This is a genomic window from Thalassotalea atypica (genome assembly GCF_030295975.1).
Taxonomy (GTDB): domain Bacteria; phylum Pseudomonadota; class Gammaproteobacteria; order Enterobacterales; family Alteromonadaceae; genus Thalassotalea_F; species Thalassotalea_F atypica.
This window is the reverse complement of record NZ_AP027364.1, coordinates 319,582-333,934: the sequence shown is the minus strand read 5'-3', so window position 1 is coordinate 333,934 and position 14,353 is coordinate 319,582. Positions and strand designations below refer to the sequence as shown.

The window sequence follows — 14,353 nt, the reverse complement described above, 5'->3', positions numbered from 1 at the left end:
ACCGATGCATCGTCACTTAATTTTCCAATCGTAACTCCTGTGCCGCTTTCACTAAGTTCTTTAATGCCGCTTCAGTCTCTGGCCACGCACGCGTTTTTAAGCCGCAATCTGGATTAACCCAAATTCTCTCTTTAGGTAAGTACTCCCCAGCTTTAACGATCAGATCTTTAATCCATTCAATACTGGGTATATTGGCCGAGTGAATATCGTAAACACCGGGTCCCAATGCGTTCGGATAGGTCAGCTGTTCAAATGCTTCAAGCACTTCCATATTAGAACGTGACGTTTCAATAGTGAGCACATCCGCATCAAGGTCAATGAGGGAGGCAAGAATGTCATTAAATTCTGAATAACAAATGTGGCTATGAATTTGTGTTTCATCACTAACATGAGCACTACATAGCCTAAAAGCCTCTGTAGCCCATTGACTATACTTCGCCCATTGACTTTGCTTTAACGGCATCGCTTCTTTAATGGCAGGTTCATCAATTTGAATGATCCCAATGCCATGATCAGCTAAATCACTCACTTCCTCTTTAATGGCCAAACCAATTTGTTTAGCGACTTGCTCACGGGCAATGTCATTGCGAATGAAAGACCAAGACATGATCGTAATCGGCCCTGTAAGCATAGCTTTGACCGGCTTTTCCGAGAGCGAATTTGCGTAGCTGATCCAAGGAGTCGTCATCGGTTGTGGACGAGAAACATCACCGTAAATAATTGGAGGCTTAACACAACGAGAGCCATAGCTTTGTACCCAAGCAAACTCAGTAATTGCACAACCGTCGAGCTGTTCACCAAAGTACTCAACCATGTCATTTCGCTCGGCCTCACCATGTACTAAGACATCAAGCCCTATTTGTTCCTGTTTGCGAATAACCGAGGCAATTTCAGACTTGATCGCTGTTTGATATTCGACATCACTTAGTTCTTCTCGCTTCCATTTGGCGCGCGTTGCACGAATATCACCGGTTTGCGGGAAAGAACCTATCGTTGTCGTTGGGTATAGCGGTAAACCTAAAGCGCGTTGCTGAATTTCTTGCCTTTGCTCAAAGCGTGACGCTCTTTCAAAGTCAGCAGTAGACAATGCAGAAATAGCTGTTTTAACTTTATTATTGTTACGCTTTTCAGAGACCAAGCTTTGCAATACAGGGGTTGAATACTTAGTAATGTCATCGGTATTTTTGCTTTTAAGTGCAAAGGCCAATAGCTCAAGTTCATTACATTTTTGGACAGCAAAGGCTAGCCAAGATTTTACTTCTTCATTTAAATTCTTCTCTAAATTTACGTCAATTGGGCTATGCAATAGTGAACAACTAGGCGCCAGCCACAAACGCGAACCGAGGACATTAAGCAGCGGCGAAATACGTTGATAGATGGAGACAAGATCTGACTTCCAAACGTTTCGTCCATCAATCACACCTAACGAAATGACCCAATCATTTGGCAAACTATAAACAAATTCAGTGATATTTCCTTGTTCTGCAACAGTATCCAAATGAATGCCATCAACATTCAATTTCGACACCAGATTTGAGAGGTGATCTACTCGGCCAAAGTACGTTGCTAGTAGCCACTTACTGCTCGTTTTTTTGAGTTGTTGATACGTGGTAGTGAGCGCGTGTTGCCACTGTTCGTTCAACTCTAGGGTTAAAATAGGCTCATCAATTTGGATCCATTCACAATTAAGCTGTGCAAGCTCATCAAGGATCACTTGATAAGCTTCAAGCAATTTTGGCAAGAAGGTGATCTTATCTTCAATCGTGGATTTAGCTAAATACAAATAAGTCACTGGGCCAATAATGACAGGTTTGCATTGATAACCTGCACTTTTTGCTTCTTTAACTTGTCCAACAAGTGCTGCGGTATCAATGCATATTTCGGTTGACGCAGTTATTTCTGGCACTATGTAGTGATAGTTTGTGTCAAACCACTTTGTCATGTCGCTGGCCGCACAGTTGCACTCGCCGCCACTTTGTCCTCTCGCTATAGCAAACTCAGTATCTAAAACTGATTGATTACTTTGAAATCTTTTTGGCACAATGCCAAGCATAATACTGGTAGACAGCACTTGGTCATACAAAGCAAAGTCACCGACAGGGACTAAATTCACACCATTTTGATGTTGTGTCTGCCAGTTTTCCTGTCTGATTTGTTTCGCTTGATCGAGCAAGTCAACTTTAGATATCTTCTTCTGCCAATATTGCTCTAATGCTTTTTTCAATTCTCTTTTTTTTCCAATTCTTGGAAAACCTAAATTATGTGTGATCATATTTCTCAACTTTATTTGGACGTCTAGATGTTTAGGTGTATATAATCAACTTTAAGAAGAATGTTGGCAATCGCAAATTCTTCAACAGCACTTGTAGGAATTTCAACATGTTAGAAATTAAACACTTAAAAACATTAAATGCATTGGCAAAATACAACTCCATGCGAAAAGCAGCAGACAGCTTGTTTATTAGTCTGTCGGCGCTTTCTCACCAAGTGAAAGATCTGGAATCAAAGATCGGAATGCCGCTTTTTATCCGCGGTTCAACACCTATTGAGTTTACCGTTCAAGGACAACAAATTTTAACATTGGCTGAAAACGTTTTACCTTCATGGCAGCAGACAGAGCGAGACATTGTTGCCTCAACAACTAACACATACAGCATTGGCATCGCTTGTCACGCGTGTTTTCAGTGGTTAATCCCAGTTATTGAGCAAGTAAAGACTGAAGTAGACGGTGTAGAGTTTGATTTTACTGACGAGTTATTTGACGACCGAGATAAAGTCGATTTTCTGTTTTGCGATGAAAAACCATCTAACACGGCTCCTCACTTGCTAGGACAATTTGAGTTAGTCGCGGTACTGGCTAAACGGCATCCACTAACAAAACAAAAGTACCTCAGTGCAGAAGACTTCAAACAATCAACGCTACTCACTTACCCGATCGCACAGAAAAAAATGGATATTTTTAAGCAATTACTGTTGCCCCATGGCATTGAACCGAAACAAGTGAAGCAAATAAAAAATAGCCATACAATTTTACAAATGGTTTGTGCAGGCGTAGGTATTGCCGTTTTACCTAACTGGTTAGTTTCAACTTATGCCGCAAGTGATTTAATTAGTGTCAGGCCGATCACACAAGAAGGCATGTTTAGTCATATGTACTTAAGTCACCAAGAGAGTATCGCAACGAAAATACTCTTCGAACAGATGTTCATAAGTTCAAAGCAGCAATTTAATCAGCTAGAATTAACGCTTGGCTAGAAAGCAAAAAGGAAAAGAAATGTGGCAACAACAAACGATTAGCCTTACAGCACGAACACGTGGATTTCACTTGATCACTAACGATATTATTCGACAACTGCCAGTGCTTGCTAATATCGAGTGCGGATTATTACACTTGTTCATTCAGCACTCTTCCGCCTCACTAACCATTAATGAAAATGCTGACCCTACGGTGCGCAGTGATATGGAAGCACACTTTAATCAATTTGTACCCGAAAATGCCCGTTATTATCAACACACCTATGAAGGCAGTGATGATATGCCAGCACATATTAAGGCAAGTACCTTGGGCGCCAGCGTGTCTATTCCAATCACAAACGGGCGGTTAAATTTGGGCACATGGCAAGGGATTTACTTAGGCGAACATCGAGACCATGGTGGCGAGCGTACAATTATTGCCACTATTCAGGGCGAGCAGTAATTTTCGTACGATTAGGAAAGTTCAACGTTACCAGAGTTAATCTACGCCACCATCATATACGCTCCAACCATAAACATTAGTGAGTATATCTCTGTAGGTACTAGCAGCTCTTGAATATGTACTATCGCCTGCACTGAACACAACATTGCTTTGTAAAGGCAGATTACTCCACGCCATTAGAAGAGCATTATAATTAAGAGTCGATAGCGGCGACCCAATAAACATCCACTGCATTGCTGTTACATTAGATACATCCCACGAGCTTATGTCTTGGTCGAACGCTTCAGCCCTCAGAAACATTCCTCCCATAGTAGTAACACTTGAAACATGCCATACACTTAAGTCTTGATTAAAAACTTTTGCGTCATTAAACATTAGGCTCATATTCGTCACAGTTGAAACATCCCATGAGCTTAAATCTTGATTAAACGCTTTAGCGCCATTAAACATCGCGCCCATATTTGTCACGCTTGAAACATCCCATGAGCTTAAATCTTGATTAAACGCTTCAGCACCATTAAACATCCCGCCCATATTCGTCACGTTTGAGACATCCCATGAACCTAGGTCTTGATTAAAAATAGCTGCGCCTGCAAACATGCCGCTCATATCCATAACATTTGAAATATCCCATGAGCTTAAATCTTGATTAAACGCCTTAGCACCATTAAACATCCCGCCCATATTTGTCACGTTTGAGACATCCCATGAACCTAGGTCTTGATTAAAAATAGCTGCGCCTGCAAACATGTCGCTCATATCCGTAACATTTAAAACGTTCCATGAACTCAGGTCTTGATTAAAGATGCTTGCTCCGAAGAACATGCCTTTCATATTCTTTACATTTGAGACATCCCATGAGCTTAAATTTTGATTAAAACTGTATGTAAAAGAAAACATGTCGCTCATATCAGTGATATTGGAAACGTCCCAAGCACTTATATCTTGATTGAGGCTCAAGGCACCTATGAACATGCGGGACATATTCGTCACATCTGATAAATCAGGGTTATCAATTGCGTCAATTGTTAGAAATTCACAATAAGCAAATGCTTGGCGCATAGAGCGCCATTTATTTGTACCCCACTGCTTTATTGATCGTAGCTTAATAGCGTCGTCAGTATAATAATTGCCAGACGACTCTCCCCCAATCACAGAAGGCTCAGAAAAGTTGAGTTGAGGAAAGTCTCCACTTATCCGGACATCGTATGTACCAAAAGTTTCATAGGTGTGCTTGATATTCCCCGTAACGTGTTCATCAAAACTCCCATCTCCCCAGTCCACACGATAGTTGTACCCCTCTCCAAATGTACTGATGGTGATTTGATTAGGTAGTGATTCAGTGAGATGCTCAGTATTATCAGGTAGATTGGTTTGCCATGTAGTAATAAATTCAACAGGCGAAGCTACAACGACATATCGTTTAACCTGAGCAACATTATTCTCACTGTTAGTTGCAGAGTAACTAACAGTATATTCACCAGTTGTAGTCGAATCGACTTCACCTGTTATTGACACACTTATTTCACCGTCATTTTTATCTACAGCAGTTGCGCCAAACTCGATGTAATCCTCGTTTAACAATAAGGTAATATGCTGATGACCATTTAGTGTCAAGACAGGAGGTAATGTATCTGCTGTTGGTACAATTTCAATTTTCCTAGATGAAGTGGCAGTGTTACCTGCATTGTCTGTTGCACTATAGGTGATGATATAATGCCCAAGTTTGCGCGTATCAACATCACCCTCTATATGAACATTCACGGAGCCATCTCTGTCATCCTTAGCGCTAGCGCCAAGTTCTTCATATGTTTCATGAATGAATAATGAAACAGTGGTTTCGCCATTAAGTACAATTATTGGCGCGGTTGTATCTGGCAATGCAGTTGACTCAGAATCAGCCCCCGAACCTCCACAAGCTTGTATAAAAATTAACAACAGGCAAGTTGCGAGAAAACGTAGTTGACTATACTTTGAGTTCAAATTCATGTCATCATCCGTGATTTTTATGAGTTATAGGAATGTCTTCATTCAGTAGTGCACAGCTTCACGCACTTTAATGAATAGATCAACAAAAGGGTTGAATATATTGCCAATATGTTGATATATATCCGCAAATGAAGGAAACCATTATTTTTCATTTCTAGGTTTAACGAAAGGTTATTCGCATACATTCATATCAGGCCATTGTATAAGCTACACCACATCAATTCGCACTCGACGGGTGATATTGCACAATAGTTCATAGGGAATAGTTGTAGCAAATTGAGCGACACTTTCAACAGGTAAACCATGCCCCCATAAGGTCGCTATGTCGCCAATATTATCATCACTTTCAGCACCTAAGTCGACGGTTATCATATCCATAGATACCCTGCCCACCAATGGTACAATACGGCCATTTAGCAATACTGGAGTACCATTAGATGCATGACGGGGATAGCCATCTCCATAACCTATAGCGACCACACCAATATGAGTTTCCTTGTCAGCAACCCACGTCGCACCATAACCCACCGCTTCACCCATGGCTATTTTTCTTTTAGCTATCAAACTTGCTTGTAAGGTCATCACCGGTTCAATATCTAATGCTTGAGCGTTAACCGATAACTCAGGTTCCATTGGCGATACGCCATAGAGCATTAATCCCGGACGAATCCACTGATAGTGAGTTTCTGGCCAAGCGCAAATGCCTGCTGAATTGGCTAGGCTGCGTTGGCAATGTTTATCAGAAGTTAAACGTTCAAATAGGTCTGCTTGATCTGTCGTGCGCGAACTAGACGTATCATCTGCGCAACTTAAGTGGCTCATTAGAATAATATCTACGTGAACATTTTGGCTGGCTACAAGCTGCTGATAAATGCCATCAAATTGCTCTGGGCTAACACCTAATCGATGCATTCCAGTATCTACTTTGAGCCAGACTTTTAACGGCTTATCGATTTGAGCTTGTAATATGGCATCAAGCTGTTGTTGATTATGAACTACTGTTTCTAGATTATTTACTGAGATGACCGCTAAATCTTCGGCAGAAAAAAAACCTTCCAACAACACGATAGGGTTTACTATACCTGCATTTCTTAAGGCCAAAGCTTCATCAATTCGAGCTACACCAAAAGCATCTTTAAAGGTACTTTCTTCACACAATGCCTTGGCTATTCGCTCTAGCCCGTGGCCATAAGCATTGGCTTTTAGTACTGCTAAAATTTTACTATTCGATGCTTTATCTTTAATGGCCTGTAGATTATTTTTTAATGCCAGTAAATCGATTTTGGCGGTTGCTGTTTTGACTGTCATTGAACGCTAGTCTTCTTCAAGTACATGTGGTCCCGCATAGTTATCGAAGCGAGAAAACTGGCCTTGGAAAGTAAGTGGTACACGTCCAATAGGGCCGTTACGTTGTTTACCTATAATAATTTCAGCCATACCTTTGAATTCAGAGTCATCGTGATAAACCTCATCACGATAGATAAACATGATCAAATCGGCATCTTGCTCAATAGAGCCCGATTCACGTAAGTCTGAGTTAACTGGGCGTTTATCCGAACGTTGCTCCAAACTACGGTTTAGCTGTGAGAGTGCAATAACTGGCACTTCCAACTCTTTAGCCAAAGCTTTTAGCGAGCGAGAAATTTCGGCAATTTCTAAAGTACGGTTATCAGCAAATTGTGGCGCACGCATTAATTGTAAATAGTCAATCATGATCATGCTCAAGCCACCATGATCACGGGCAATACGACGAGCACGAGAACGTACTTCGGTCGGCGTTAAGCCCGCGGCATCATCAATAAACATTTTACCATTTTCAATAAGCAGCCCCATTGTGGACGACAGCCTTGCCCAGTCTTCGTCGTCTAGCTGACCAGTACGAATTTTGGTTTGGTCGATACGGCCAAGTGACGCCAGCATCCTCATCATCAGCTGTTCAGAAGGCATCTCCAGACTGAAAATTAACGCAGGTTTATCGGCGGTCATCGCAGCATTTTCTGCCAAGTTCATCGCGAAAGTGGTTTTACCCATAGATGGACGAGCCGCCACAATGATCAAATCTGAAGGCTGCATACCAGCGGTCATTTTATCTAAATCAGCAAATCCAGTTGAAACACCTGTTACACCGTCATGTGGTTGTTGATACAGTTTTTCAATTCGGTCGACAGTTTTCTCTAAAACCGCATGAATATTCTCTGGTCCTTCCGATTTATTTGCTCGAGCCTCCGCAATTTGGAATACTTTAGTTTCGGCAAGATCGAGTAAGTCGGCACTGGTTCGTCCTTGCGTATCATAACCAGCCTCTGCAATTTCATTGGCAACACTTATCATTTCACGCGTTACCGCGCGCTCACGGACAATCTCTGCATATGCAACGATGTTCGCTGCACTTGGCGTGTTTTTTATCATCTCTGCGAGATAAACAAAGCCGCCAGCATCCTCAAGCTTTTGATCGTTTTCAAGCGCTTCCGATAACGTAATCAAATCGACGGGCTCGCCTAACTCAATTAAGGCACCAATAGTTTCAAATATTAAGCGATGTGAACGGGTATAAAAATCTTGAGCAACCACTTTTTCAGCAACCCGATCCCACGTTTCATTATCAAGTAACAAACCACCGAGTACAGATTGCTCCGACTCCAGTGAATGAGGAGGTGTTTTAAGTGCCTCTACTTGAGCGTCTTTTGTAAACCTTTTGTCTTTTGAAAACTTATTAGCCTTGAAATCGGCCATTTTTAATACCTTTTCACACGCATTTATCTAAGTGATAAATGACATGTCTACGTCGAAAATTTGATAAGAGATTTATTATACCCAAGCCACTTAATAATGCGAGTTTCATGAGGTTTTAATCGTATTTGGTTAAGATAAATTTTGGTAGGTATTGCCAACCCAACATCTATCAATACAAATGGAGTTTGTTTATTCTTGATAAAAAAAAGCAGCGACTATGCGCTGCTTGTTGTGTCTATTATTGAAAAAACTAATACTCGGAGATTTTAATCTTACCGCTAACAACGCTTGCTTTAACCGATGCACCACCATTGCCAGTTGAAAAGTTAAGCTTTGAACTAGGGCCATATTTCGCACGCTGAGCTTTGTCATTTGTTAAGCTATTTTTAATACTACCGCCTGCAGTTGCGGAGAATTTAAAATTGGCATCAACGCCTTTTTGAAGTGCTAACGATAAATCTGCACTCACGCCTGACATTTTAATTCGGCCATCATCGCTTAGTTCCACTTTACCATCAACGTCACCACTGACGGACTTAATCTTTAAATCATCAACCTTTGACAAAGTAAATTCTACTTCTCCTGACACTTGGCTGATTGACACTTCATTCGCCGCCGACGTTGTGTCGATATCACCACTGATTGCTTTAAGTTGTAGACGTCCCGCTGACGATTTATCAACAATATTACCACTCACGGTCGACAAGGTGATTTTGCCATTTAGCGACGATGAAGTGATATCACCACTGATCGAATTAAGCTCAATGTGATCAGTTAATTTTGTCGCTTTAATATCACCACTAATGGTCTGAATTTCAGTACCTTTCGTTAAGTTTTCAACGTCCACGTTGGTCGAAATCCCTTCAAAGTTCACTTTAATGCTGTTTGGCACTTTAATCGTTAATTTAGAGCCGTCATTATCCCAATGGCTGTTTTGATGACGTGGCATTTTGACTTCTAACTGAATTTCACTACCTGACTTTTCAAAAATGAACTTATCCATTTTTTCGTCTAGTTCACCAACCACTGACAGTATATTTCCAGACGTCCCAATGATTATTACATCACCACGAGGGATATCGATAGAGGCCACATTGATTCCATCGACAGACAGTGAATCATCAACTTTCTCGCCAGCAAATAACATAGCCGAGAACAATACACTTAACGGGATTAACATTGTAGAAATTTTCATTTTAACGACCTCTAAATAGTTTGCCACTGCGGGCTGTATAAACGCTCTATCAACTTCAGTTCTTGCTGTTGTGTCCAGCGAAGCAAGTCAATTAAGTCTGAATTGTTTTCATCATCGGCTAACGCTTTCTCAATTGAAGAACGCGCTTTTTCAAGCTGTTGTAACTCCTCTTGCATCGCGACCGGTAGCTCTTTCAATTTAGGCTGACCAAAGCTGGTCAATATCATGTTTTTTTGCTGCTCAAATTGCTGATGCATTTGTACAGCAACGGTTGGCGGCGCGGCTGTCATGGGTGCATAAATATCACTTCCCAGCCACGTTAACAATACCGCAGCAACCACTGATGCAGCCCAGGCAACAGGTGTTTTAAACGATGATTTTGTTGGTGCTACCGTCGATTGCTGAGACTGATGTTCTATGGCCTTTTCAATACCTACCCATAGATCACGCTCTGGAGACATCTCTTTTGGCAACTCATTAATATGTTGTTGTAATGCTCTATCTGAAATGCTCATCATTACACCTCGACCCAGTCTTGTAATAAATTTCTTGCTCGGTGGTATTGAGCTTTGCTTGAACCCACCGCCATATTTAACATCTTTGCGATTTCTTCATGTCGATAACCTTCAACAGCAAACAACACAAAAACCAATCTAGCACGCTCTGGTAAACGCATAATTTGCTTGTCCAGAGTTGATAGCTCTTCCAGTTCAACACACGCTTCTTGCTGTGGATTATCTTCAAGACTAAAAACTTTTTGCAGCCAGTTTTTATGCTTTCTTAGATGCCCTAAGACAACGTTAGTTGCCACACTATGAAGCCAAGTACTGAACTTGCTATCCCCCCTGAAATTACGGATGTTTTGCCACAGTTGCACAAAAACCTCTTGGCAGACATCTTCTGCACTGCCTTTATCTGCTAGCATGCGCCAGCATAGTGCGTACATTCGCCGATGATACAGTTCATATAGTTGATGAAAAGCTTGTTGTTCGCCCTGCTGGGCTTTAACAATGATGGCTTTTTCTTCATCTTGACTGAACAGATTTTTTGCATCGATAACTTGATGATTATCCAACCGAAAAATCCTTTACTTGGTGTTTGTAGTATTAGATGCAGTATGAATGAAAAGGGTTTAAAAGAAAGTTAAAATATTTTTGAAGGGATATTTGTATGAGGTATTCGAGCGTATTTTCTGTACGCCGTCGCTCTCTTTCATCCATGAAACCGCGACATATCATTCATCCTGAATATAAAAAAAGCGCCATGTTGGCGCTTTTTTCTAAGAAGTAAATTTAAATTACTTCTTACCAAGCACTGCGAAGCGCTTGTTGAATTTATCAACACGACCACCAGTTTCAGCAGCTTTTTGCTTACCAGTGTAGAATGGGTGACATTCTGAACATACATCTAAATGTAAGTCTTTACCTGCTGTAGAGCCAACAGTAATAACATTACCACATGAACAAGTTGCTTTTAGTTCAGTGTAATTCGGGTGAATACCTTCTTTCATGGGAAACCTCTGTTTCGGTCCGCATCGCCACTTAGTCAGCCATTCTGCTAAGCACCATACGAGTTAAAAATTTATGGAGGCGCATTTTATGGGATCTGTAGCCTTGCTGCAACTGTTTTCCCTTAAATAATGGTAAAAAAATAAACAAAAAACAGCTTTTGCAAAAATATCATATTTATTGCTTGGCAGTTGCATGCACTCTCGTCAAAATAAAACCATCATTTAATTAAGTAATTTTCTTGTGACCCAGCGTTTTTTACAAGTGGCGATACCGGTACCACTGAGGCAAATCTTTACTTATCGACTACCAGACTCACTGACAAATCAATCAGTTATTATTGGCGAGCGCGTTCTCGTACCTTTTGGTCATAGGCAAGTTGTAGGCGTTGTGCTTGGAGTTGTTGAAGAAAATGACACGGCACTTTGCAACTTGGATGAAAATAAAATAAAAGATGTTATAAGCCGGCTACAAGATCAGTATCATTTTGATGCGTCACTAATGACATTCTTGCGCACTTGTGCGCAATATTATCACCACCCAATAGGTGAAGTAATTCAACTCGCTTTGCCTGTTCTGTTCAGACAGATTGAACAACCTGATTTGAGCTTTGAGAAGCTTTGGGTTTCAACTGCTGTTGACCATGAAGAAGCACTAAAGCAATTTAGCAAATCAGCACATAAGCAAAAAGCTCTATTAGCATTGATCCATCATCACCAAGGCATTTCATGGTCAGAATTGCGCACATTGGGATACGCTAAAACGCAACTCAATGCGCTTGAAAAAAAATCATTAATTGAAGAACAAGAGCTGATCCCTGCTCCCTTTATTTGGCACGACGATCATCTACAGGCAAGCAACAAATTACAGTTATCTGTTGAGCAAGCCGTCGTTGTCTCAGCGATGACCTCAAACCTTGACAAGTTTTCTTGTCATTTGGTTGACGGCATTACCGGCAGCGGTAAAACCGAAGTATATTTACAAGTGATGGAACAAGTACTTGCCAATAGCCAACAAGTTCTTGTAATGGTGCCGGAGATAGGGTTAACCCCACAAACGTTAGCACGCTTTGAAGATCGCTTTAATGTGCCTATTTTTCTTCATCATTCAGGGTTAAACGACAAAGAGCGGCTAGACACATGGCGCGCTGCTCACCGTGGACATGCTGCAATTATTATCGGCACGCGTTCAGCAATATTCACTCCCACGCCAAAGCTTGGCCTGATCATTGTTGATGAAGAACATGATAGCTCGTTAAAACAGCAAGATAGCTTTCGCTATCACGGCCGAGATATCGCTATTTTACGGGCGCGGCAACTTAATATTCCTATAGTGCTGGGCAGCGCTACGCCGAGTTTTGAATCGCTACAAAATGCTTTGAGCGAAAAGTACCATTTTCATCAGTTAACAAAGCGTCCCGGAAATAGCCGCCCTGCAACATTAAAATTGATTAATGTTTATCAACAGCAAATGGAACATGGTATTTCGGGGACAGTAAAGAAAGCCATCGAGCAAACGCTAGCCAAAGATGAACAAGTGTTAGTGTTTCTCAACCGCCGAGGCTTTGCACCCGCAATTAATTGTAAAGAGTGTCACCACGTAGTTGAGTGCCTACGCTGCAATAAACCTTATACCTTCCACCAAAATAACCAATTACTTGTATGCCACCATTGCGGTAGCCAAAAAAGAATGATGAAGCAATGTGGTCAATGTGGCAGCATTCGGTTGCAAGCAATAGGCCAAGGGACTGAACAAATTGAGCAACACTTAAATGAGTGGTTTCCAAAATATAGTGCTGTACGGATCGATCGAGACAGTACCCGTCGCAAAGGCGCCTTAGCTAAAGTAATCCAAGAAATTCATGACAAACAGCACCACTTACTTATTGGTACGCAAATGTTGGCAAAAGGTCACCATTTCCCTGACGTGACGTTAGTGGTGATATTGGATGTTGATGGCGCTTTATTCAGTTTTGACTTTAGGGCAGCAGAACAAATGGCACAATTACTGGTGCAAGTATCAGGCAGAGCAGGCAGAGCATCTAAACCGGGACAAGTATTAATTCAAACCCAATATCCAGATCACCCATTGCTGCAAGATCTAGTTAATAACGGTTACCCTCATTTTGCCCAACAAGCTTTGGATGAACGAAAGTACGCCAAACTGCCACCGTTTGGATATCAAGCGTTAATTCGAGCAGAAGCTAACTACCCCTCATACCCGAGTGGCTTTTTGAGGGAATTAAGCCAACTTGATTTACTAAACTGCGAGCTCGCAGGTCCTATCCCAGCAGCGATGGAGAAAAAAGCAGGTAAATATCGGTATCACTTAATTGTTCAATCCGTTAGCCGAAAACATTTACATCAGGCGATACTTCACATATTGACCATTGCACCGCAAATAGAGACCGCAAAAAAAGTACGTTGGACCATTGATGTTGATCCGATTGATTTTAGCTGGTGATAACATCAAAGGAGCTTTAAAGGCTGAATTTGATCCAATTTTGTTGTTATCTGAGAATGTCATTGAAAGCTTTTCTAGCCCCCGTTAGAATGAGCTAAATTTTTATCTGCGTTCAAACTTCATGGCTCATCAGGATTATATCTCTCGTTCTTCTAATAAAAAAAGTAATCCCTACAAAAAGAAAGGCCAACCAGAGCCTCAAGGTACCCCGTTAAAAGTCAAAATAATCGCCATGTTTACACTGATAGCGGTAATGGGTTTTGCTTACTCGCTATGGTTTCTAAAAGATGTTAAACCAACCGAACATGCTGCTCCAGTCAAAGCGCAGACAAAAGCAAAACAAACGACTTTGCCGGAGCCGCCAAAAGAAAAATGGCAATACATCGAAAAATTGCAAGGTGATAAGGAAATCGAAGGTGGCGAGTATGAAGTCGTCAATAAAGGGCCATATAAAATGCAATGTGGTTCGTTTAGAACGATGAAGCAAGCAGAAACCCTTAAGGCCAATATTGCTTTTGCGGGTTTGATTGCTCAAGTGAGCAAATCAACAGGAAAGAACGGCATTTACTACAAAGTATTTTTGGGGCCATATGATAAAAAACGAGAAGCTGAGAAAGACAAGCACAAACTAAAACGCAACAATATCAATCGCTGTCAAATTTGGCTGTGGCGTTAAAACTTCTCCGAAAACCTCCACTATAATATTGAATAAACGAATTTCCCCTTGAAATTCGTTTATTCAAACCCATTTAATCTACAATTATTCAT

12 protein-coding genes are annotated in these 14,353 nt (G+C 41.2%); 4 read left to right on the top strand and 8 right to left on the bottom strand.

Going from position 1 to position 14,353, the window contains the following annotated elements:
- Positions 1–16 precede the first annotated feature (16 nt).
- Positions 17–2,272, bottom strand: a complete 2,256-nt coding sequence (metE, locus tag QUE03_RS01485; RefSeq protein ID WP_286264375.1) for a 5-methyltetrahydropteroyltriglutamate--homocysteine S-methyltransferase — start codon at positions 2,270–2,272, stop codon at positions 17–19.
- Between the two features lie 107 nt (positions 2,273–2,379).
- Here metE and QUE03_RS01480 point away from each other — a divergent pair, with 107 nt between their 5' ends.
- Positions 2,380–3,255 carry a LysR substrate-binding domain-containing protein gene (locus QUE03_RS01480; RefSeq protein ID WP_286264373.1) on the top strand — a complete coding sequence of 292 codons (876 nt, stop codon included), beginning with the start codon at positions 2,380–2,382 and terminating at the stop codon, positions 3,253–3,255.
- A gap of 19 nt (positions 3,256–3,274) precedes the next feature.
- Positions 3,275–3,697 (top strand): secondary thiamine-phosphate synthase enzyme YjbQ, encoded by a 423-nt coding sequence (locus QUE03_RS01475; protein WP_286264371.1) that lies wholly within the window; start codon positions 3,275–3,277, stop codon positions 3,695–3,697.
- A 36-nt stretch (positions 3,698–3,733) separates the two neighbouring features.
- Here QUE03_RS01475 and QUE03_RS01470 read toward each other — a convergent pair whose 3' ends face one another.
- The 7 genes from QUE03_RS01470 to rpmE all read right to left on the bottom strand — a co-directional run bounded on the left by QUE03_RS01470 (position 3,734) and on the right by rpmE (position 11,124).
- Positions 3,734–5,686: a BspA family leucine-rich repeat surface protein gene (locus QUE03_RS01470; RefSeq protein WP_286264368.1), complete on the bottom strand. Its 1,953-nt coding sequence runs from the start codon at positions 5,684–5,686 to the stop codon at positions 3,734–3,736.
- A gap of 207 nt (positions 5,687–5,893) precedes the next feature.
- Complete coding sequence (gene alr, locus QUE03_RS01465) at positions 5,894–6,994, bottom strand: alanine racemase (RefSeq protein ID WP_286264366.1); 1,101 nt, start codon at positions 6,992–6,994, stop codon at positions 5,894–5,896.
- Between the two features lie 6 nt (positions 6,995–7,000).
- A complete protein-coding gene (gene dnaB, locus QUE03_RS01460; RefSeq protein WP_286264364.1) occupies positions 7,001–8,419 on the bottom strand; it encodes a replicative DNA helicase in 1,419 nt (472 codons plus the stop codon).
- Positions 8,420–8,669: 250 nt separating this feature from the next.
- Positions 8,670–9,614 (bottom strand): DUF4097 family beta strand repeat-containing protein, encoded by a 945-nt coding sequence (locus tag QUE03_RS01455; protein WP_286264363.1) that lies wholly within the window; start codon positions 9,612–9,614, stop codon positions 8,670–8,672.
- An 11-nt stretch (positions 9,615–9,625) separates the two neighbouring features.
- On the bottom strand, positions 9,626–10,132 hold the full coding sequence (locus QUE03_RS01450) for a hypothetical protein (protein ID WP_286264362.1): 507 nt from the start codon (positions 10,130–10,132) through the stop codon (positions 9,626–9,628).
- Positions 10,132–10,689 (bottom strand): RNA polymerase sigma factor, encoded by a 558-nt coding sequence (locus QUE03_RS01445; protein ID WP_286264359.1) that lies wholly within the window; start codon positions 10,687–10,689, stop codon positions 10,132–10,134. The genes QUE03_RS01450 and QUE03_RS01445 overlap by 1 nt, the downstream gene beginning before the upstream one ends.
- A 222-nt stretch (positions 10,690–10,911) precedes the next feature.
- Positions 10,912–11,124 (bottom strand): 50S ribosomal protein L31, encoded by a 213-nt coding sequence (gene rpmE, locus QUE03_RS01440; protein ID WP_286264356.1) that lies wholly within the window; start codon positions 11,122–11,124, stop codon positions 10,912–10,914.
- Positions 11,125–11,365: 241 nt separating this feature from the next.
- On the opposite strand from rpmE, the gene priA reads away from it, so the two are divergent.
- Together priA and QUE03_RS01430 are read left to right on the top strand one after the other, a co-directional pair.
- Positions 11,366–13,585 (top strand): primosomal protein N', encoded by a 2,220-nt coding sequence (priA, locus tag QUE03_RS01435; protein ID WP_286264354.1) that lies wholly within the window; start codon positions 11,366–11,368, stop codon positions 13,583–13,585.
- A gap of 121 nt (positions 13,586–13,706) precedes the next feature.
- The gene (locus tag QUE03_RS01430; RefSeq protein ID WP_286264353.1) at positions 13,707–14,261 is read left to right on the top strand and encodes an SPOR domain-containing protein; all 555 of its coding nucleotides are present in this window, start codon (positions 13,707–13,709) and stop codon (positions 14,259–14,261) included.
- The last annotated feature ends 92 nt before the right edge of the window (positions 14,262–14,353 follow it).